At 44.3% G+C, this 20,022-nt stretch carries 18 protein-coding genes; 14 read left to right on the top strand and 4 right to left on the bottom strand.

Features of this window, described 5'->3' with window-relative positions:
• Positions 1-302 precede the first annotated feature (302 nt).
• The gene (locus tag ESB13_RS12675; RefSeq protein WP_129003823.1) at positions 303-1,625 is read right to left on the bottom strand and encodes a DEAD/DEAH box helicase; all 1,323 of its coding nucleotides are present in this window, start codon (positions 1,623-1,625) and stop codon (positions 303-305) included.
• Positions 1,626-1,827: 202 nt separating this feature from the next.
• On the opposite strand from ESB13_RS12675, the gene ESB13_RS12670 reads away from it, so the two are divergent.
• Genes ESB13_RS12670 through ESB13_RS12660 form a run of 3 tightly spaced genes read left to right on the top strand, consistent with a single transcriptional unit; the run spans position 1,828 to position 4,864 of the window.
• A complete protein-coding gene (locus ESB13_RS12670) occupies positions 1,828-2,406 on the top strand; it encodes a LemA family protein (RefSeq protein WP_129003821.1) in 579 nt (192 codons plus the stop codon).
• Positions 2,403-4,319 carry a DUF2207 domain-containing protein gene (locus ESB13_RS12665; protein WP_129003820.1) on the top strand — a complete coding sequence of 639 codons (1,917 nt, stop codon included), beginning with the start codon at positions 2,403-2,405 and terminating at the stop codon, positions 4,317-4,319. Before ESB13_RS12670 ends, ESB13_RS12665 begins: the two co-directional genes overlap by 4 nt.
• 23 nt (positions 4,320-4,342) lie before the next feature.
• Positions 4,343-4,864, top strand: a complete 522-nt coding sequence (locus ESB13_RS12660; protein ID WP_129003818.1) for a cupin domain-containing protein — start codon at positions 4,343-4,345, stop codon at positions 4,862-4,864.
• A gap of 115 nt (positions 4,865-4,979) precedes the next feature.
• Here the strand turns inward: ESB13_RS12660 and ESB13_RS12655 are convergent, their stop codons facing one another.
• Together ESB13_RS12655 and ESB13_RS12650 are read right to left on the bottom strand one after the other, a co-directional pair.
• Positions 4,980-5,507, bottom strand: a complete 528-nt coding sequence (locus ESB13_RS12655; protein WP_129003816.1) for a YceI family protein — start codon at positions 5,505-5,507, stop codon at positions 4,980-4,982.
• A gap of 39 nt (positions 5,508-5,546) precedes the next feature.
• Complete coding sequence (locus tag ESB13_RS12650) at positions 5,547-6,014, bottom strand: OB-fold protein (protein WP_129003814.1); 468 nt, start codon at positions 6,012-6,014, stop codon at positions 5,547-5,549.
• 198 nt (positions 6,015-6,212) lie between these two features.
• Between ESB13_RS12650 and ESB13_RS12645 the strand changes: the two genes are divergently transcribed.
• From ESB13_RS12645 to ESB13_RS12605, 9 genes are all read left to right on the top strand, one after another.
• Positions 6,213-6,809: a TetR/AcrR family transcriptional regulator gene (locus ESB13_RS12645; protein WP_129003812.1), complete on the top strand. Its 597-nt coding sequence runs from the start codon at positions 6,213-6,215 to the stop codon at positions 6,807-6,809.
• Between the two features lie 429 nt (positions 6,810-7,238).
• Entirely contained in the window at positions 7,239-8,480 is a 1,242-nt protein-coding gene (gene spt, locus ESB13_RS12640; RefSeq protein WP_129003810.1) for a serine palmitoyltransferase, read from the top strand.
• Between the two features lie 135 nt (positions 8,481-8,615).
• Positions 8,616-9,944 carry an inositol-3-phosphate synthase gene (locus ESB13_RS12635; protein ID WP_129003808.1) on the top strand — a complete coding sequence of 443 codons (1,329 nt, stop codon included), beginning with the start codon at positions 8,616-8,618 and terminating at the stop codon, positions 9,942-9,944.
• A complete protein-coding gene (locus ESB13_RS12630) occupies positions 9,941-10,393 on the top strand; it encodes a phosphatidylglycerophosphatase A family protein (RefSeq protein ID WP_129003806.1) in 453 nt (150 codons plus the stop codon). Before ESB13_RS12635 ends, ESB13_RS12630 begins: the two co-directional genes overlap by 4 nt.
• Positions 10,394-10,401: 8 nt before the next feature.
• On the top strand, positions 10,402-10,761 hold the full coding sequence (locus tag ESB13_RS12625) for a GtrA family protein (protein WP_164974197.1): 360 nt from the start codon (positions 10,402-10,404) through the stop codon (positions 10,759-10,761).
• A gap of 7 nt (positions 10,762-10,768) precedes the next feature.
• Positions 10,769-13,315, top strand: a complete 2,547-nt coding sequence (locus tag ESB13_RS12620) for a DUF5686 family protein (RefSeq protein WP_129003802.1) — start codon at positions 10,769-10,771, stop codon at positions 13,313-13,315.
• Between the two features lie 21 nt (positions 13,316-13,336).
• Positions 13,337-14,623 (top strand): DUF4833 domain-containing protein, encoded by a 1,287-nt coding sequence (locus ESB13_RS12615; protein ID WP_129003800.1) that lies wholly within the window; start codon positions 13,337-13,339, stop codon positions 14,621-14,623.
• A 5-nt stretch (positions 14,624-14,628) separates the two neighbouring features.
• On the top strand, positions 14,629-15,243 hold the full coding sequence (locus tag ESB13_RS12610; protein ID WP_129003798.1) for a sterol desaturase family protein: 615 nt from the start codon (positions 14,629-14,631) through the stop codon (positions 15,241-15,243).
• A gap of 11 nt (positions 15,244-15,254) precedes the next feature.
• A complete protein-coding gene (locus tag ESB13_RS12605; protein WP_129003796.1) occupies positions 15,255-16,178 on the top strand; it encodes a phosphatase PAP2 family protein in 924 nt (307 codons plus the stop codon).
• Here ESB13_RS12605 and ESB13_RS12600 read toward each other — a convergent pair.
• On the bottom strand, positions 16,159-16,782 hold the full coding sequence (locus tag ESB13_RS12600) for a TetR/AcrR family transcriptional regulator (protein ID WP_129003793.1): 624 nt from the start codon (positions 16,780-16,782) through the stop codon (positions 16,159-16,161). The two genes, ESB13_RS12605 and ESB13_RS12600, sit on opposite strands and share 20 nt — an antisense overlap.
• 298 nt (positions 16,783-17,080) lie before the next feature.
• On the opposite strand from ESB13_RS12600, the gene ESB13_RS12595 reads away from it, so the two are divergent.
• Both ESB13_RS12595 and ESB13_RS12590 read left to right on the top strand, forming a co-directional pair.
• Positions 17,081-19,234: a TonB-dependent receptor plug domain-containing protein gene (locus ESB13_RS12595; RefSeq protein ID WP_129003791.1), complete on the top strand. Its 2,154-nt coding sequence runs from the start codon at positions 17,081-17,083 to the stop codon at positions 19,232-19,234.
• 11 nt (positions 19,235-19,245) lie between these two features.
• On the top strand, positions 19,246-19,959 hold the full coding sequence (locus ESB13_RS12590) for an HmuY family protein (RefSeq protein WP_220399669.1): 714 nt from the start codon (positions 19,246-19,248) through the stop codon (positions 19,957-19,959).
• The last annotated feature ends 63 nt before the right edge of the window (positions 19,960-20,022 follow it).

Genomic DNA, 20,022 nt, shown 5'->3' with positions numbered 1-20,022 from the left:
ACGTATTTAAAAATAAAATATGTTATTGTTTTTAGGTATTTAATCCTTTACTTTGCTTCATAAAGAGAAAAGTGATGCATATTTTAATGATTTATGTATCCGTGAATTGAAAAATGTGGCACAATCTTTATATTAATTTAACGTGTTAGGATAGGTTTTAGCCTGGATGGTGTATTAGTTTTGCCTTTCCTTACAAGAAGATCATATTGAACTGATTATAATATTATAAGCCCTTAGGGGTTGAAGATTTTTCATATGGCAAGCAATCGAAGACGCCCTTTTGTTTCTACAAGAGGGCTTTTTTATTTTGCTATTTCAATCTTCACTTTTTTGTTTTTGATCTTTTCGTTCCGGATAAGCTGAAGGGTATGACTGGCTTTTGATTTCCGGATGGCTACAAATGAGAAGAAGTCTTTCACGTCGATTAAACCGATGTCTTCCTTTTTTAATTGTCCTCTGTTCGACAGGAAGCCGACGATGTCAATTTTATTCACCTTGTCTTTTTTGCCCGCTGCAATAAAAAAGGTCGTCCATTTGGGTTTTTCCGGAAGTACTGCTTTTTCGGGCAATTCAATGGGCTGCACTGTTTCTGTTATATAGTCCGGGATCTTTTCTTCGGGACCAAGCAGGAGTATGGCGGTACCGCTGGCTTCCATACGTGCTGTTCTTCCGTTGCGATGGGTATAGATCTCCTGGGTGGCAGGCAGGTGATAATGGATGATGTACCGGATAAAAGGTATGTCGAGGCCTCTGGCTGCCAGGTCGGTTGTTACCAGTACCGATACGGTGCCATTTCTGAATTTACTGAGGGCGCTGTCGCGGTCGCGCTGCTCCATTGAGCCATGGTAGAATTCGTTATAGATCCCTTTTTCAAGCAGTAATGCGCTGGTGCGCTCTACGGCATCGCGGTGATTACAGAATACGATGGTAAGGCGGTTGCCGAGATGGCAGATGAGCCGGAAGAGTGTATCCACTTTATCTTTTTCGTCGGACAGCACGTATTGGATTGCCAGTTTGTTGCTGTCGGCTGCTGCATCGCCCAGGAAGTTCAGTTCGAGCGGTTCGTTCAGATTAACGAAATCCGGGATCTCTACTGACTCTGTGGCGGAGATCAGCATTCTTTTTTTGATGGAAGGGAGAGACGATATAATAAAGGAGAGCTCATCGTGAAATCCGGCTTCGAGCGATTTGTCGAATTCGTCCAGTATGAGTGTGGTGATACCCGGGAGGGTGATATTGCCTCTGCGAATATGATCGGCGAGGCGTCCGGGCGTCCCAATGAGCACTGCCGGTGGTTCTATCAGGTTATTTTCTTCTGTTTCGCGAAGGTGGCCGCCGTAGCAGCAGGTCACTTTCAAGCCGGTGCGCATGCGTTTGAAGACTGTTTCAATTTGCTGAGCCAGTTCGCGGGAAGGGGCTATTATCAGTGCCTGGGTTTGTTTATTGGTGCTGTCGAGTGTTTGTAACATGGGCAGCAGGAACGCAAGGGTTTTGCCGGAGCCCGTGGCGGACAGGAGAATGATGTCCTGATCTGCGGGTGCGGCCAACGATGCCTGTTGCATGCTATTTAACTGGTCGATATCAAAATAGCTGATGATCTCTTCTATGGAATATTTCTGTTGCATTCCTGCAAAAGTACGCAACGGCGGGTTCTCAGCCATTTTTCGTGTGGGAGAGCTGCTGTTGGGGCGGGTAAAGGGTAAGCGTTGAGGGCTGGAGCTGCCCAGGCAGTTGAAATGCCCGCTTTGCAGGGAGCGTTATGATTAGAGCGGATTATATATGGCAAAATATTTGTTTATAAGGCTCTTAGATCAAAAAACAATCCGAATGGAAAGCACAACCTGGATAATCCTTATTGTTTCTGCTCTCATTTTCCTGTTCATTTTCTGGGCAATCAGCACTTATAACCGGCTTGTTAAGGCCAGGAATTACAGGCGCGAAGCATGGAGCGGCATCACTGTTTTTTTGAAAAAAAGGTATGATCTGGTGCCCAACCTGCTGGAGATTGTCAGGGGATATGCAGCTTTTGAAAAAGGCGTGGTGGAGCAGGTATCTGTTAACAGGTCTATGGCGATGAAGGCGTCTGCTCCGGGAGAGAAACTGCCTGCAGAGCAGCGTTTTAGCCAGGCTTTAGGGAGTTTTTTTGCTGTGGCAGAAAGTTATCCGGATTTGAAGGCCAGTGAAAATTTCCGGCAGTTACAGGATGATCTTGCCCGGCTGGAGACTGAGATTGAATCGGCAAGACGTTATTATAATGCCAGTGTAAGAGAGAACAATATTCTCGTTGAAAGCTTTCCTGCCAGTGTTATAGCGGGGATGGGGAAGTTTGAGAAAGGTGACTATTTTGAGTTGGAGAACAATGATCATTTACAGGTGCCCCAGGTGTCTTTTAACGCTACCCGATGAAAAAATACTGTTTTCTTCTTTTGCTGCTGATATGTCAGCTGGCGGCGGCTCAACTGCCGGAAAGGATATTGTCGTTTCGCTCCGATATAATCGTAGATACGTCCGGGCTTGTAAAGGTGACGGAGACAATAAAGGTGGTGGCTGACGGTGACAAGATAAAACGCGGGATCTTCAGAACGCTTCCTTATTTCCGGAAGGACAGGTTTGGCCGGAAACAGCGTGTTGATGTGAAGGTTACCGATGTACAAAGGGATGGTGAGCAGGAGCCGTATCATGTAGCGGATAAAAATGGTTCCCTGATCATTTATATCGGTAATGCCAATATGTTTCTGGAAAGTGGAACATATACTTACCGGATAAGTTATGAATCGAGGGGGCATGTTGGTTTTTTCAAGGAATATGATGAGTTGTATTGGAATGTAACGGGCAATGCCTGGGAGTTTCCTATCGATACTGTAGAAGCGGTCATGCATTTACCCGCAGGAGCGCCCGTAAAGCAGATGTCGTGTTATACCGGTGTAAGAGGGTCGGCGGCCCGGGATTGCAATGCAAAAGCTGATGCGGGCGGCAACGCAGTGTTCAAGGCTTTTGGATTGGGTGTGTTTGAAGGATTGACGATAGCAGCCGGGTGGCAGCCGGGATTGATACAGCGTCCGCCGCCATTGGGTTTTTGGCCGCAGATCTGGTACTTTAAAGATTTTTTACTGGCATTGGCCGGTGTTGTTTTTCTTTATAGCTTTTATTATAAACGTTGGAGGAAATATGGGAGGGATGCGCCTGACCAGGTAGTAGTGCCCAGCTTTAAACCTCCACGTGACTGGTCGCCTGCTAAGATCCGTTATGCTTATAAGCGTAAAATAGATAGCAAGCTTTTTTCCGTTACAATCATTCATATGGCTGTCAAGAAGCTGCTTTTTGTAAGGCAGACCCGTGCGAAGAACGCTGTTTTTACGTTGGAAAAACGGGCGGGAGACATACAGGTATTGTCTGAAGAAGAGCGGGAAACTTACAAGAGATTGTTCTTGCAGAACACGACGCTTACTGTAAGCAATACAAATTACAGGCGGTTTAGCGATGCCAGGAGTCAACTGGAAAAGGAGTTGAAAGCGGAGTTGGCGATTAAGGACTATTACCAGAGCAATTCCCGCCAGTTATGGCATGCCAGCTGGTGTACTGTTCTGGTGCTTTTGGGCTTCCTGTTTATTGTGGAGGAGGTGTCGGTGTCGATAGGTTTGACATTGGGATTGGTATTCTGGGTGGGAAGTGTTGGAGCTTTTGTAATGGGGGTCAAGTTTTTCAGAGAAAAGGCTTTTGTATCGGGGTTGCTTCTTTTGTTTTTTTCGTTGCCTTTTCTTGGTGCAACCAGCTGGATGCTGGTAATGGGGATCAGTTCATTTTCTTTATTGTCGCTGGTGTTTTCTTTAATGATCATTACGGGATTCGTTTTGTTTATAATATTGATACCTGCTTATACGCCGGAAGGAAGTGTGTTGCGGGCTGAGTTAAAAGGATTCCGTTTGTATTTGTCGACAGCGGAGGAGCGGCGGCTGAATATGCTGATGCCTCCGGAATTGACTCCCGAGTTGTTTGAGCGTTTGTTGCCCTATGCAATAGCGCTTGACCTGGAGAATAAATGGGCTAAAAAATTCGAGGGAGTGTTAAAACAAACGGAGTATCGTCCTGGCTGGTATGCGGGTGAAGCTTTTGCGTATGGAGCGCTTGCCGGCGCTATGTCGAAGCGTTTGGATACTTCGTTGCAGCGTGCGCAGGTGGGAGCTGTTTCATCGGGAAGTAGATCGGGCAGCAGTTCCGGCAGTTCGGGTAGTTCTGGCAGTTCGAGCTGGAGTTCGGGAAGCGGTGGCGGCGGTTCGTCCGGCGGCGGAGGAGGAGGTGGTGGTGGCGGAGGCTGGTAGCGGATTTACCTTTACATTTGAATATGTCGGATTTTGAATCAGCAATACCAGAGGTGCAGGCGTTGATACGGGCTTACGGGCTAGCACCTCATCCTGAAGGTGGATTTTACAAAGAAACTTATCGCAGTGATGCGTTGATTCCTGTTGAAGGGTTGCCTCAACGGTTTTCTGCTGCAAGGCCTTTTTCGACGGCGATCTATTTTTTACTTGACCGGGGGAATTTTTCAGCTTTTCATAAAATCAAGAGCGACGAATGCTGGCATTTTTATGCGGGCAGTACATTGCTGATATATGTTATTCATGCGGATGGGCAGCTGGAGGTCGTGCGATTAGGCAATAATATTGGGGCAGGAGAATGTTTTCAGTATGTAGTGCCTGCCAATTGCTGGTTTGCCAGTGAGCCTGCGCCGGGGAGCTTATTTTCATTTACCGGCTGTACTGTGGCGCCTGGTTTTCATTTTGATGACTTTGAAATGGCAGAGGCTGGCATACTTACTTCATTGTATCCTCAGCATGAAGCGCTTATTGGGCGGCTTTGCCGTTAACTGATCCTTTTGTTCGCAGGCTTACCGAAGAGCAGGTTGTTCTGCCTTTACTTGCGTTGGAGCGCCGGCGTTTCAAAAATGGGTTGATCGCAAGTATGGATCAACCCATTTTTAATTATTTGAATTCTGCGGTCACTGTTATTTTGGGTTCTTTAGCGATTTTCTTGCCATCTGTTACGATGCCATAGTCGGCTAATGTAAGCGGGAATGCTGCTGTAGCTGTGATAACGCCGGCTTTTACCGTTACTGTAGCGGGGGTGGTTATTTCTTTGGTTGTTTCTTTAACGGTTAGGTTGCCTGTAACTGTTACGGGATATGTGCCGTCTTTTTTAAAGTCGGCTTTAGACAGTTTGCCTTTGAATGTGAATTTGGGGTATTTTTCTGAGTTCAGCCATTTTTCGCCATTGAAGTGTGATTGAATGGTTGGGTTGGTGAACGCGAAGTTTTGAACGGTAGCTTCGAACTGGATGTCTCCTGTTTTTGGGTCAAGGGCTGCGATAACTGTGTTATTATCGGCTTTGGGCAGGGCGTCGGCGGGAGTAGTTGCGTCGAAGCTTACAGTTGCCGATGTGGTTGTTTTCTTTTGTGCGAATAAGCTACCGGTAGCTACTACTAATGCCAATAGTAAGATTGTTTTTTTCATGAATGTTTGTTTATGATAAGTAATGATTGAGTACGGATGTTATTTTGCGGTATTTGCGAGTGCACAGCGCTTGAACTCTATTGCGGTAAATCCGAGTATTTCGCTGAAGTGTCCGCCGCTGCAGGCGCCCTTGATGGCTACCGGGGCTCCTTGTTTCAGGTTTTGTGCTTCTTTCATATGTTGTCCCTGAAATGCAAAAATCACGTAGGAGCCTGTTGCTGTATCAATAAATTTAATGTTGGTAACAGAATCGGAAGGAGCTTCTTTTTCTGACACGTTACCTGATACTTCGATGATCTTGTTTGTGTATTTCTGATTTGCGGCGCCGGCTTCTTTTTCAAATTCTTTGATAAAAGAGGAAGCTGTTACGGTGTAGTCGGCTTTAACGATGCTTGTGTCGGAGAATTTTTCGCGGATCAGATACCAGGCGAAACCTGCACCCAACAGGGCGATGCCAATAATGACCAGCAGGCCTCTTTTCAGCCAGTAGTTACTTTTTTTGCTCATAAGATAATTGAAGATAGATAAACGTAAATGTAAAACCTTTCTATGTTGTGAGAGATAAAATCAGGGTTGTGGCCGTTGAAATTACCAAAATCGATAATGGTATAGATGGAATGCCGTTCATAAAAAAACAAAAATAAAAGTGGACGGAAAGCAGAAAGCGCTTAATTTTGGACTTTTAAACCAATTCGGTCTAAAAGTATGACGCTCCCCAAGGAGGATATTATCAGATGTGAAGTATTGCAGGAGGCCGCCAAACTTTTCCGCCATTACGGGCTGAATAAGACTACTATGGAGGATATTGCCCGTGCTGTAGGCAAGGGTAAAAGTACGCTCTATTATTATTACAAGAGTAAAGAGGAGATATTTGACGCTGTCATGAAGCGTGAGAAGGATGCTATTTTATGTCGCATTCAGGCTGCGGTTGCTCAGCAAACTACGGCTTCCGGAAAATTAGAGGCTTTCACGCGCATGAAGTTTAGGGAAATTGCCCAGATAAGTGTCTTATACCAGGTGGTAGTGAGGGAAGTGCAGAATTGTTCGGAGATAGAGCGTGGCATCAGGAGGAACTTTGATAATAATGAGGTAGATCTGGTGAAGAATATTCTTGAGTTTGGGATAGAGACCGGTGAGTTTAAGAATATGGGGAATGCGGATCTTGACCTGATGGCGTTTGTAATGATCAGTGCGCAGCGTGGGGTAGAGATCGCGTCCATTTTGAATGGCAAATTAGAGGAAATAGAAGGGACCATGGATAGTTTGGTGAGTATTATGTTGAACGGTATCCGGAATTTCTAGTTTTTTTTGTCATTTTATAGACTAAAATACGTTTACGTTCTAAAATTTTAGTCGTTTTTCATGGTCGCCATGCCTACGGGTGTGAGTGAGGAGGCGGGAGCCTGTAAAGTTGTCTACAGTTGGATTTGGTTATAATTTACGGCGGTTGTTTCCACAACTGCCTTTTTTTAAAAAAATGAAAAACGCTGCACGGGGTATGTTTTTTTTTAAATAAATTTTGAACAAATGGGTCATTTGTTCTAATATCCTATTATTTTTGTTGATGTTTCTTCAACCAAACTATTCGGTTGTGTTTTTTAAGTTTTTACTTCATTGTCAGCATAGTAAATAGTAAATTGCTGCGTTTGGCGGGGGAATAAATAGGAAAACACGCCGGAAATTAGGAGTTCGTTCCCTGTGAGTGTTTATACAATTTGAAATACGGGTTAAATGCAGAAAAACCTTAAAGAAAAGATCGCCGCATTTAAGGATGCCGCAGTTATTAAAGAGAAGGGCTTATATCCTTACTTCCGTCCGATAGAATCCGCACAGGATACTGTAGTAATGATTGAAGGGCGGAAAGTGCTGATGTTCGGTTCTAATTCATATTTGGGTCTTACCAATCACCCTGCTATTAAAGCGGCGGCGCAGAAGGCAGTGGAGAAGTATGGCTCCGGTTGTGCCGGGTCGCGTTTTCTTAATGGTACGCTTGACTTGCATGTAGAATTAGAGAGGAGGCTGGCAGCTTTTGTAGGGAAGGAAGATGCAGCGGTATTCAGTACAGGTTTCCAGGTGAATCTGGGGGTGTTGTCCTGCATTACCGGCCGTAACGATTATATTATTCTCGACGAATACGATCATGCTTCTATTATTGACGGTTGCCGGCTGTCGTTTTCCAAGGTCATAAAATACCGCCATAACGATATGGCTGATCTGGAGTTCAAATTGTCGCAGCTTCCTGAGAATGCAGTAAAGCTGATTGCTGTTGACGGCATTTTCAGCATGGAAGGTGATATCGTGAAGTTGCCTGAGATCACTGCGCTGGCTTCGAAGTACGGCTGCAACATTATGGTAGATGATGCTCATAGCCTGGGCGTTATCGGTGAAAAAGGTGCTGGTACGGCGTCTCATTTCGGGCTTACGAGTGAAGTGGATCTTATCATGGGTACGTTCAGCAAGTCGCTTGCTTCTCTTGGCGGATTTATTGCCGGTGATGCCGATGTTGTTGATTATATACGTCACAGAGCGCGTTCCCTGGTTTTCAGTGCCAGTATGACGCCGGCTTCTGCAGCGAGTGTAATTGCTGCGCTTGACCTGATTGAAAACGAGCCACATCATCTTGATAATCTCTGGAAGAATACGAATTACGCCAAAACCCTGCTTGAAGAAGCTGGTTTTGATCTGGGAGCAACGGAAAGCCCTATTCTTCCGATCTATATCCGCGATAATGACAAGACCTTCCTGATCACCAAGATACTCCAGGAAGAAGGAGTATTTGTGAACCCGGTAGTTTCTCCTGCTGTGCCACCGGAGGATTCTCTGATCCGTTTTTCTCTTATGGCTACTCATACTTTCAGCCAGATCGAGGAAGCAGTTGACAAATTAATCAAAGCTTCCCGCAAGGCTAAGCTTCAATTAGAAGAGTATGCCAACCTGCTGAAACAGGAAAACCTGGAAGCCCCCAAAGGATAAATGAAATGACATATCGATAGCTGATATTACGGACCAGGAAACAGTGAATGCTACTGTTTCCTGGTTTGCAATATGGCAATACCATGAGTTACACCCTCATCAATTTTGAACTATTATTCTATAAACAATAAGTATATGAAAGAGCAAATCCGGAAAGCTGAAGGAAAGCTGGGTATATTAACACCTGGCATGGGAGCAGTTTCCACCACCTTCATGGCAGGTGTTATTGCTGTGAACAAGGGCCTTGCAAAACCAATTGGTTCTGTTGCGCAAATGGGCAATATCCGTTTGGGTAAAAGAACTGAGAACAGGTATCCTTTGATTAAAGACTTCGTGCCTTTAGCGAATCTATCCGATATCGTATTCGGCGGATGGGATTTGTATGAAGATAATGTTTACCAGGCTGCTATGCACGCTAAGGTGCTGGATGCATCTCTGTTACAGGCTATTAAACCTGAACTGGAGGCCATCAAACCGATGAAAGCTGTATTCGACAGGACTTTTGTTAAGAACCTTGATGGTACTTTCGTTAAAACCGGCGCTACCAAATGGGATCTGGCAAAACAGGTAATGGATGATATCGAGAACTTTAAAGAAGCCAATGATGTTAACCGCGTTGTAGTGGTTTGGTGTGGTTCTACCGAGATTTATTTTGAACCTACAGCAACGCATGCTACTATAGAAAGTTTTGAAAAAGGATTGAAGGAAAACGCTCCTGATATTTCTCCCAGCATGATCTATGCTTATGCAGCGATCAAACTGGGCGTTCCTTTTGCAAACGGCGCTCCTAACCTTACCTGCGATATTCCTGCACTGGTTGAGTTATCTAAACAAACCAACACGCCTATTGCCGGTAAAGATTTCAAAACCGGTCAAACGCTGATGAAAACCATCCTTGCTCCAGGTTTACAAGCCAGGGCGCTTGGTGTTAGCGGCTGGTTCTCTACCAACATCCTGGGTAACAGGGATGGCCTGGTTCTGGACGATCCTGATAACTTCAAGACAAAAGAGGTTTCGAAACTGGGTGTACTGGAAGATATCTTCAAGCCTGATACCAATCCTGAACTGTATGGTGATATTTACCATAAAGTGAGGATCAATTTCTATCCGCCACATGGTGATAACAAAGAAAGCTGGGATAACATCGACATCTTCGGATGGCTGGGTTACAAAATGCAGATCAAAGTAAACTTCCTGTGCCGCGATTCTATTCTTGCTGCGCCTGTAGTTCTCGACCTTGCATTGTTCGTTGACCTTGCGAAGAGGGCTAACATGTCTGGTATCCAGGAATGGCTTTCTTTCTACCTGAAATCTCCTCAAACTGCAGAAGGTTTAAGGCCTGAGCATGATATCTTCAAACAATTGATCAAAATGCAGAATACGCTCCGTCATATGATGGGCGAAGATTTGATTACGCACCTGGGACTGGATTACTACCAGGATCTGGTGGAAGTAATGTCATGATAATAGCGAAGATTCTTTCCACCTGCCTTGGCATAGGCTATATCAGAAAAGGCGGAGGCACTTATGCTTCCATTGCATGCCTGCTGGTTTGGTATTTTGCCCAGGCAGGTGGTTCTTCAATAGGGGGGCAAATAATTGCGACCCTATTGTTATTAATACTGGGTATTTATGCCGGTAATGTGGTAGAGAAGGAATGGGGGAAGGATAGTTACCGGGTTGTGATAGACGAGGCGGCAGGCATGTGCATTACCCTGCTTTTTGTGCCGCTGGAATGGAAATACCTGCTGACAGGGCTGGTATTATTCCGAGTTATGGACATATTTAAACCACTGTATATCCGTAGGATGGAGAAATATCCGGGAGGGTGGGGGGTAATGCTCGACGATGTGCTTGCCGCAGTTTATGCGCATATTTTATTGAGATCAATCGTACTCATGCATATCTACTGATGGCATTTTTGAAAGCACAAGTAACATCTCTTTCGGCCACTCTGGTCGATTATTCAACTACATTGTTGCTTGCCTACGTATGTTATGTAAATGAATGGTATGCAGGTATGGCGGGTTCTGTTGCCGGAGGTTTGTTTCACTTTACGGTGAGCAGGCGTTGGGTGTTTAATGCTGCCGATAAAAACAGGTATGTTCAGATGGTCCGCTATATGATCGTGTGGGCCGGGAATTTCTTCCTGAATACCGGTGGACTGTATATTATGTTACACTATACCCCTGTTGATCTGGCCATATCCAAAATATTGGTGAGTGTGGTGGTAGGAATCGGGTATAATTATGTTCTTCAGAAAAAATTTGTCTTTAAATAAATAGTAAATGGAACGGGTAAGCAAGCTTAGATTGGGTATAGTGATGCTATTGCTCATGGCTTTTCAATGGGCAACGGGACAGGAGGTTACTGTGTCGGGCATTGTACGAGATGCATCGACCAAGCTGCCTGTACAGAATGTTAGCGTTTACTTTACCGGTGCAGAGGGTATGATCACAGGCACTGACGGGCGTTATACAATTTCTTCAGATGCGAGGGTGGGATTTATTGAATTTTCTATCGTTGGGTATAAGACGGTAAAACGTCGTTTGCCGGAAGGTACGAAACTGGTTATTGACGTAGAGCTGACGCCTTTTCCGGCTGCGCTCAATAATGTAACGGTGACCACAAAAAAAAGGGCGAAATACAGGAATAAGGATAATCCTGCTGTGGAGTTGATCAGGCAGGTGATTGCTCATAAAGATTCTAACCGTATTAAAGCTTACGAGTCGGTTTCGTATGAGAAATATGAAAAGGTCCTGGTTTCTCTGAATAAGATCTCTAAAAAAATCACTGATAATAAGCTGATAAGGCGTTACAATTTTGTGTTTGATAATAAAGATTCCTCGAAGCTGCAAGGTTCTGTTGTGACGCCTGTTTTCCTGGAGGAGACCTTATCGGATTACTATTACCGTAAGGACCCGAAAGCGGAGAAGTCGATTGTGAAGGGCAACAAGAAAGTGGATTTCGGTGAATTTGTTGATATGGTTGGGGTGAGCAGCTATCTGAATCGTTTATACGAGGATATCAATATTTATGATAACAATATCTCGGTGCTCACCAACCAGTTCCTAAGTCCTATTGCCGATATGGCGCCTACCTTTTATATGTTCTATATCAGGGATACGGTTGAGCTTGACGGTGAGAAGCTGGTAAAGATGTATTTCACGCCACGTAATCCTGATGATCTGCTGTTTCGTGGCACGATGTATATTACGCTTGACGGAAAATATGGTATACAGCAGATTGATATGTTTATCAGTGCCAGGGCCAATATCAACTTTGTACGTCAGCTGAAGATCAACCAGGAGTTTGAAAGGAATGCCGAGAAGCGGTATTATCTTACCAAGAGTAGCATGATAGTAGACTTTGGTTTGAATCCTAAAGGTGGTGGTATCTTTGGTGAGCGTTCTGTTTCTTTTAAGAATTTTAAATTCAATGAACCTATTGCCGATACTGTTTTCCGTGGCCCTGCGAATGTTATTCTTGCAGACGCTGATCAGCACGTGGATAGTTTCTGGACCAATGTAAGGCATGATACGCTTACTGCTGCGGAGTCTAAAGTTTATGCCAATATAGACAGTTTGCGCAGGATGAAGTCTTTCAGGCGGTTAATGGATTGGGGTACTTTTGCTTTGGCTGGGTATAAGCAGGCTGGTCCTATAGAAGTTGGGCCCGCCAATACTTTTTATAGTTTCAACCCTGTGGAGGGGTTCAGGCTCCGTGCCGGATTCAGGACGACCCCGAGGCTGAGCAAACGTTATTATTTTGAAACTTATGGGGCTTATGGTTTTAAGGATGAGCGATGGAAGTATTTTGTGAGCGGCACTTATTCTATCAATAATAAGTCTATTTACCATTACCCGTTTCATTATGTAAGGGCCAGTTTCCAACGTGAGACTAAAATTCCTGGCCAGGAGTTGCAGTTTGTGCAGGAGGATAACCTTTTATTGTCATTCAAGCGGGGTAATAACGATAAATGGTTGTATAACGATATTTTCCGTTTTAATTATGTGCGGGAATTTGGTGATCATATTTCTTACGACTTTGGCTTTAAGCGTTGGAAACAGGAACCTGCCGGTGCTATTTCCTATATTAAGCCGTTGGCTGGCGGAGGCCTTGAAAAGATAAATGATCTTACTACTACAGAGTTAAGCGCTGAGTTTCGCTGGGCTCCCCATGAACAGTATTATCAAGGCAAACTTTATCGTATTCCCATTATTAACAAGTATCCGATTTTTACGCTTCGTTATATAGCTGGAATTAAAGGGCTTTGGGGTGGTGAATACACTTATCACACCGTCAACCTTCGTGCGGAGAAGCGTTTTTATGTGTCGCAGCTGGGATATACCGACGTAGCGGTTGAAGGTGGTAAGCTGTATGGAAAGGTTCCTTTCCCATTACTTTCCATTCCGAGGGCTAACCAGAGTTATTCGTTACAACTGGCTTCTTTCAACCTCATGAACTTTATGGAGTTTGTGAATGACCAGTATGCATCGCTGATGGTGGATCATTATTTTAATGGCTTCATTTTCAATAAAATACCGTTGTTGAAGAAGCTGAAATGGCGTGAGGTTATTGAGGGGAAATTGCTTTATGGTACTTTGAGGGATGAAAATAACCCGGATAAAAACGGGGAGCAAATGAAATTTCCTACAACTAACGGCGTAGTATCTACATTTGCAATGGAAAAAACGCCTTATTTCGAAGCCGGTGTAGGTATTGCGAATATTTTTAAACTTGTGCGGGTAGATTTTATAAAGCGTTTTACTTACCTGGATCATCCTGAAATTGCCAAGTGGGGAATAAGGGCCCGGGTGAAATTTGATTTTTAAAAACTGTTGATCTTAACAAATATGTCTGTCCGTACGGGTATACAATTGGGCATTTACAAAGTAATCAATCCTTTCGTAAGGTTATTGATTAAAATGGGGCTTACCCCCAATGCAGTAACCACTATTGGGTTGTTGCTGAACATCGGTGTTGCTGTCATCTTTATAAAGGGGGCGGAAGTAGGCCATCGTGGCGATTTAAGCTATGTTGGCTGGGCAGGTGCATTAGTGCTGTTTGCCGGTCTTTTTGACATGCTTGACGGCCAGGTAGCCCGTCTGGGAAATATGAGCTCCCGTTTTGGGGCTTTATATGATTCGGTTCTTGACAGGTACAGCGAGATGGTTTTGTTTCTGGGTATTTGTTATTACCTGGTTGCGCATCACTATTTTTTCAGTTCGCTGTTTGCGTTTATTGCCATGATAGGATCTATTATGGTAAGTTATACAAGGGCGAGGGCTGAAGGTCTGGGGATAGAATGCAAGGATGGTTTTATGCAAAGGCCTGAGCGGGTTATTCTTATCGGTATTACTGCTATTGCCTGTGGCGTTACTGCTTATTATATTGGTGGTGATTATAAACTTTATATAAAGGGTTTCCGTTATCATGTATTTGAGACCATGTCCGTTTTCACGTTGCCTTTAACTTTTATGGCCATTATGACGAATATAACGGCTATCGGGAGATTGCGTGGGGCAAAAAAGACGATGGAATTAAAGGAAGCGCTTGAAAAAGAAGAGCAGCAAAAGGCAAAAGTGTCTGTGATAGGTAATGTAAACAAGGTGCTGGTGTTTTTGTTTGTAAGCTTGTTTGCCTGGAATGCCCGGGCAGCGGCTACGGAGCCACAGGATACATTTCCTACTCCACCGCGGGGCGCAGACCACCTGTTTTATCTTCAGCGGACACCCAATGCCAATACCATCATGTATGAGTTGAATTATAAAGATGGTGTGCTGGATGCCGATGAGCCTATTAAGGTATTCTGGATCCGTTATACAGAGAAGCGGCAAAAGCAGGATCTTTCGTTTATTCAGCGGAAGTTTGCCTATGGCTTAAAATCCAAGGCGTTGGGTAACGGGAAATATGAGCTGCATTTTGTATCGTATAAGAAGATGCCTTTGTACCTGGAGCGATCGGCTGTTGACAAACATTATCATGTTTATGCCACGGTTAACAACAAGTATATGCGTATTGGCCGGATCTTTATTTATATCAATGGTGGCAGCATGTTTTCTCCCAATATAGAGTATGTAGAAATAAAAGGTTCGGACCCTGTTAGCGGTAAAGAAATGGTGGAACGCATTAAAATTTAGTAGCTATGCCTAAAAACTATATTTCAAATTCTACAGAGTCTTCCAGGATGTTTAAAAGCAGTCTCCTGGAGAGTTTGTCAAAGGTTCATTTTACGGTCCCTCTTTTTATTTATATTCCTGTGATAGCTTATCTGAGCTATCTTTCTATCGCGGCAGGTACGGTACTGGGTTATTTAGGATACCTGGTATTGGGTTTTGCTATCTGGACTGTGACGGAGTATATTTTACATCGTTTTGTATTTCATTTTGTTCCTAAATCGAAATGGGGTTTACGCCTGCATTTTATATTTCATGGTGTACACCATGATTATCCGCGTGATAAGATGCGGCTGGTGATGCCACCTTCGGCAAGCATTCCCATGGCATTGATACTATATTTTTTCTTTGGGCTTTTTTTTGCGGTGAAGGCTAACTTTTATGCCTTTTTCGGCGGCTTCCTGATCGGTTACCTGATGTATGATATGATGCATTATGCCATGCACCACTACAATTTTAAGAGTGGTATCATGAAAAGGATCAAACAGCATCATATGCTGCATCATTATTCTGATCCGGACAAAGGATATGGTGTAAGTTCTGCGCTATGGGACAAGATCTTTCGCTCTGATTTTCCAAAGTAAAATGGTGTTTTTTGAACAACTATCGGTCAGACCTTCGTAAAAACGTTATCGTTTCGGGTCTTATTTCTGCGGCTTACCTTCTTTTATCCTTCTGGTTAATTGGCTTCAAGTCGGATCAGTTGGTTTTGGTTGCCATCTTTAATATTCTCTTCCTGGTATCGGGTGTTACGCGGAAGTTTATTGTAGGCTTTTCGGTGTTCATTATATTCTGGATACTGTTTGATTATATGAAGGCGTTTCCAAATTATCGCTTTAACACGGTGCATATTGGAAGCCTGTATGAGGCAGAAAAAAGCCTGTTTGGTATAATGATCGGCGGGAAGGTTTATACGCCTAATGAATATTGGGTTATCAATAACAATAGCTTCCTGGATGTATTCAGCGGGTTTGCTTATTTGTGCTGGATCCCTGTTCCTTTAGTATTTGCGGGGCGTTTGTTCTTTAAAGACCGGAAGCGGTTCTTTTATTTTTCTCTTAGTTTCTTATTGATCAATCTTATCGGGTTTATCGGGTATTATGTTTATCCGGCTGCGCCACCATGGTATGTGCAGCAATATGGGTTTACGTTTAACCCATCTACTCCGGGTAATACGGCCGGGCTTGCCCGTTTTGACAAATTCTTTAACGTGTCCGTTTTTTCCGGATTGTATTCGAAGAGTTCCAATGTATTTGCGGCTATGCCTTCGCTGCATTCTGCTTATCCTACGCTTGTGTTATACTACGGGCTAAAGGGCAGGATGGGGCTTATCAATATCTTTTTTGCCGTGGTAACTGCGGGGATATGGTTTGCGGCAGTTTATAGCAGCCATCATTATGTATTGGATGTAATGGCGGGTATCAGCTGTGCTGTACTGGGGATCGTCCTATTCCATTATATGCAGGCTACGAGATGGTTTCAGCAATTTCTTTCACATCTTATGAGGCTGACGGCGTAATTTCCTGTTTGCCGATGCCTTCTACCATTAAGGCTACAATAGATTCTATTCTTGCATTGAGGTCGGGTTCCTGTTTGTTGAGTACAAGCGGTGACTCCAATCCTTTTACAGAGCTTACTATAATGTAGGCGAAGCTGTCCATTTCTCCTCCACTCATTGTTTTAAATTCGTTGCTGGCGACACCTTCCTGTAATATTTCGCGTACCAGGGCTACCTGGGTAGTGTCGAATTTATGGCGTAAGGGAGTGGCAATACATTGTACTTCCTGCACTTCACCTTTCAATATGCCATTCAGATTGCATAATAAGGCCAGGTGATGAAATTTGGCCCGGCAATACATCAGGAGCTTTTGCCTGGCGCCTACTGCCTGGGCTACAGATCTTTTGATCTGCCGGAAAAAGCGATGCATTTCTTCATTTACTACCGCCTCAAATATCTCTTCTTTGCTTTTGTAGTAATAATAAAGCGAACTCTTCCTTCTACCAATTTCTTTGGCAATATCCTCTACCGTGGTTTTTTTAAAACCGAATTGCCCGAATAAATTCCCTGATACAGCTAGGATATCTTTGTTTAAATCCTCTTTTTGAAGCACTTGTGTTGGCATAAAGGAGGTTATTGAAAGCTCTGTTTGTGCGAAATGAATCGCAAAATATAAAGAAAAACTTAGACATTCAGTGGTTTAAAGGGGCTTTTCGATAAATTAACAAACGTAAAAAGGCAAAAATTGACTGAAAAATGACTTTTACGTTATTCGTAAGCCTTTTTTCTGAAATGGTAAATATTCAACCGGGGGAAAAAACTATTGTTGCACTCCATTTACTCCGCTTGGCTGCCTTTCACCAGCAGCTTTTTTCAGCATTCTTATTACTGATCCTGTTTTGATGTAAACAGATTGAAAACGCATGAAATATATTTATAGCATGCTGTTGGCTTTGTGTTGTGTAGTGTTTGCCTGTGCACAACCGGCTGATAGCAGCAGTAAACATAGGAATCTGGAGGAGGTTACGGTAACCGGAAGCCAACGTGTGACCCACGTTGATAATGTCATTGACATAAGGCAGATTCCTATGCCTGCGTTGGTAATAGACAGAAAAGCGATTGAGGCGATGGGAAGCCGGCGTCTTGATGAGTTGTTGCGGGAGCAGACGGGAATGGCTGTAGTGAGTAACCTGGGGGCAGGCAACCGTTCGGTTGGACTTCAAATGCAGGGATTTAGCGCTGAATACATTACTATTCTGCTCGATGGGCAGCCTATGGCGGGCAGGAGCAGTGGCAATTTTGATCTTTCGCGGGTTACATTATCACAGGTGGAGCGTATTGAAATTGTAAAAGGGGCATCATCGAGTTTGTTTGGGAGCGAGGCGCTGGGCGGGGTGGTAAACATTATTACGCGGCAGCAGGTAAGCCAGACGCAGGCGCTGGCCAATGTATTATATGGCAGCTTTCATTCGCTGGATGCTACCGTTGAGGCGGAAACTTCTTTCAGCGACCGGAAGGGTACAGCCTTTGTTTCGGCTAATTATTATAAGACTGACGGGTTTAATACCGATCCGCTGTATCTGAAAGATGGTAAAACGGTGCCTCCTTATAACAGTCTGACGTTACAAGGAAGGGGGAGGTACCAGTTAGGGGCGCGGCATACTTTACACACCAGCATCCGGTATTCGGGGCGTCATTCTGAAATGGTTCATAATTATGGCCGTGGTTCCGTTTCGAAAGACGTTCTCGATGAAAATGATTTTAATGGTATGCTGGCGTTGAATAGTCAGCTTAATGGGAATACGCGGGTAGTGAGCCGTTATTATTTTACTCATTATGGTTCCAGGCAGGACGTAACTGATGTGGTAAGTGGCGATGTATTGCAGCGCAATAATTTTTTGGAGCAGGTTCATAGGGGCGAAGTACAATTTGCACATGATGTAACGACTCATGATCTGAAGTTTATTGGCGGCGCTGGTGGAGAGTATTTGCGGACAAGCAATTTTGATGATAAAGCTGCCGGGGGCAGTATGGCAAATTATTTTGTTTATGTTCAGGGCAACTGGAAGCCATATACCGGTTTTAATGTTATTGCGGGGGCCAGGTATAGCGGCAACAACAGATACGGAGGTAAGCTGACGCCAAGCATAGGGGTTAACTATAGCCCGGCGTCATGGATCACGATAAAGGCTTCGGCTGGTCAAGGTTTCAAATCTCCTACTTACCGGCAGATGTACCAGGTGTTTACCAATTTTGTGTATGGCTATACTATTGTTGGTTCAAATATTATTCAGCAGGGTATCCGCGACCTGGAAAAGGCAGGTGTGGTACAGGAGATATGGCCTGCAGCTGCTACGGTATCTAACCTGAAGGCTGAAACTTCTACTTCGTATAATGGCGGCTTTACTATTACGCCGGTTTCGCATCTGGAACTGGGGGTGAGCGGTTTTTACAACAGTATTCATAACATGATCTATTCGCGGCAGATTGGTATAAAGACCAATTCGGGGCGTATTGAATCCTATTTTAACATCGACCGGGCTTATACCAGCGGGCTGGAGGCCAGTGTGCGTTATACACCGCTTGCAGGGTTATTGGTTTCGGCAGGTTACCAGTTCTTGTATGCGAAGGACAGGGGTGTCATTGATTCAATAGAAGCGGGTGTTAGTCCCTACAACCAGTTGCGTGCGGTAGGAGGGGTAGTGCGGGCTACTTCGAAAGACTATTTTGGGCTACCGGATCGTAGCAGGCACATGGTAAACCTGCAGGTATTTTATGAGTATAAGCCGTGGGGAGTAAACCTTTCGCTTCGCAGCAGTTACCGAAGCAGGTATGGGTTTATGGACCAGGATGATAACAGGTATATCGATCCGTATGATGTATTTGTGCGTGGCTATGCGTTGTTTCATTTTTCTGCGCAAAAAAAGCTGGCGGGCGAGCGGCTGACGGTGCAGTTTTCTGTAGAGAATATTGGCGATTACACCGACCGGTTAATGCCGGCGCAGCCGGGACGCATGTTTATGGCAGGACTGGCGTGGCGGTGTTTTGCCCAAAAGAATAAACCTGGACTACAATAAAACACCTTACTATGATAAGACATATTTCATGTGTGCTAAGACCTCTATTATTTACATGCGTTGGTATATTGTTACTGGTAGCCTGTAAAAAGGATGATGTGGCTCCTTCGCTGGAGGACGGGAAAAGTACCGTTGTCAAGGACCTGGCGGGTGATACACTTGCTTCTATAGGAGATCCTCCGGCGGGCTCTGTAAAGGAGAAGCGGTCCTTTCAGTTATTCACTTTTCGACTTAGCGACCGGAAGCAGCAGTTTGTAAAAGATGCTGCCGATTCTGCTGCTTACCTGAAAAATGCCGACTGGGACCTGGCTTTTACCAATGAATATAATTCGCTGGTTGCTATTAACAACGGAACTGCGACGGGGACTCCTGGTTATGGTGGTCCGGGCCAGGGGGCAATGGTTGTTATTGAAAAATATTATGACCAGGTAACTGAGGCGCCTTCTGACGAGGTATTTAATGGGAGTGGTATCACTGCTGCGGGATGGGATGCCGGTAATGGTAATGGCTGGTATTTCTATTCCCGTCAGAACCACATTTGCGTGCCTATTAAGGGAAGGACGTTTGTAATACGCACTGCGGCAGGTTTATATGCCAAACTGGAACTGGTGAACATTTATCTTGGAAATCCTCCGCAGGTAACCAATTTATTCTGGCCGGCACCCTATTTAACTTTCAGATACTATGTAGCTGAAGATGGCAGCAGGAATTTATCGACCAGATAAATATTAAAACTTATTGAAGAATGTTGCTGAAACAAAGCGAGTAAATGGTTTCAGTAAACCCGA

Origin of the sequence: Filimonas effusa, from assembly GCF_004118675.1 — a bacterium.
In the GTDB taxonomy this organism is placed as follows: domain Bacteria; phylum Bacteroidota; class Bacteroidia; order Chitinophagales; family Chitinophagaceae; genus Filimonas; species Filimonas effusa.
Note: the sequence above shows the minus strand (reverse complement) of the source record. Positions and strands in the feature narration are given on the sequence as shown.

Excerpts from the sequence above, each read along its gene's own strand:
- ESB13_RS12675 (WP_129003823.1), bottom strand. The coding sequence starts at position 1,625 with ATGCAACAGAAATATTCCATAGAAGAGATCATCAGCTATTTTGATATC.
- ESB13_RS12670 (WP_129003821.1), top strand. The coding sequence starts at position 1,828 with ATGGAAAGCACAACCTGGATAATCCTTATTGTTTCTGCTCTCATTTTC.
- ESB13_RS12665 (WP_129003820.1), top strand. The coding sequence starts at position 2,403 with ATGAAAAAATACTGTTTTCTTCTTTTGCTGCTGATATGTCAGCTGGCG.
- ESB13_RS12660 (WP_129003818.1), top strand. The coding sequence starts at position 4,343 with ATGTCGGATTTTGAATCAGCAATACCAGAGGTGCAGGCGTTGATACGG.
- ESB13_RS12655 (WP_129003816.1), bottom strand. The coding sequence starts at position 5,507 with ATGAAAAAAACAATCTTACTATTGGCATTAGTAGTAGCTACCGGTAGC.
- ESB13_RS12650 (WP_129003814.1), bottom strand. The coding sequence starts at position 6,014 with ATGAGCAAAAAAAGTAACTACTGGCTGAAAAGAGGCCTGCTGGTCATT.
- ESB13_RS12645 (WP_129003812.1), top strand. The coding sequence starts at position 6,213 with ATGACGCTCCCCAAGGAGGATATTATCAGATGTGAAGTATTGCAGGAG.
- spt (WP_129003810.1), top strand. The coding sequence starts at position 7,239 with ATGCAGAAAAACCTTAAAGAAAAGATCGCCGCATTTAAGGATGCCGCA.
- ESB13_RS12635 (WP_129003808.1), top strand. The coding sequence starts at position 8,616 with ATGAAAGAGCAAATCCGGAAAGCTGAAGGAAAGCTGGGTATATTAACA.
- ESB13_RS12630 (WP_129003806.1), top strand. The coding sequence starts at position 9,941 with ATGATAATAGCGAAGATTCTTTCCACCTGCCTTGGCATAGGCTATATC.
- ESB13_RS12620 (WP_129003802.1), top strand. The coding sequence starts at position 10,769 with ATGGAACGGGTAAGCAAGCTTAGATTGGGTATAGTGATGCTATTGCTC.
- ESB13_RS12615 (WP_129003800.1), top strand. The coding sequence starts at position 13,337 with ATGTCTGTCCGTACGGGTATACAATTGGGCATTTACAAAGTAATCAAT.
- ESB13_RS12610 (WP_129003798.1), top strand. The coding sequence starts at position 14,629 with ATGCCTAAAAACTATATTTCAAATTCTACAGAGTCTTCCAGGATGTTT.
- ESB13_RS12600 (WP_129003793.1), bottom strand. The coding sequence starts at position 16,782 with ATGCCAACACAAGTGCTTCAAAAAGAGGATTTAAACAAAGATATCCTA.
- ESB13_RS12595 (WP_129003791.1), top strand. The coding sequence starts at position 17,081 with ATGAAATATATTTATAGCATGCTGTTGGCTTTGTGTTGTGTAGTGTTT.
- ESB13_RS12590 (WP_220399669.1), top strand. The coding sequence starts at position 19,246 with ATGATAAGACATATTTCATGTGTGCTAAGACCTCTATTATTTACATGC.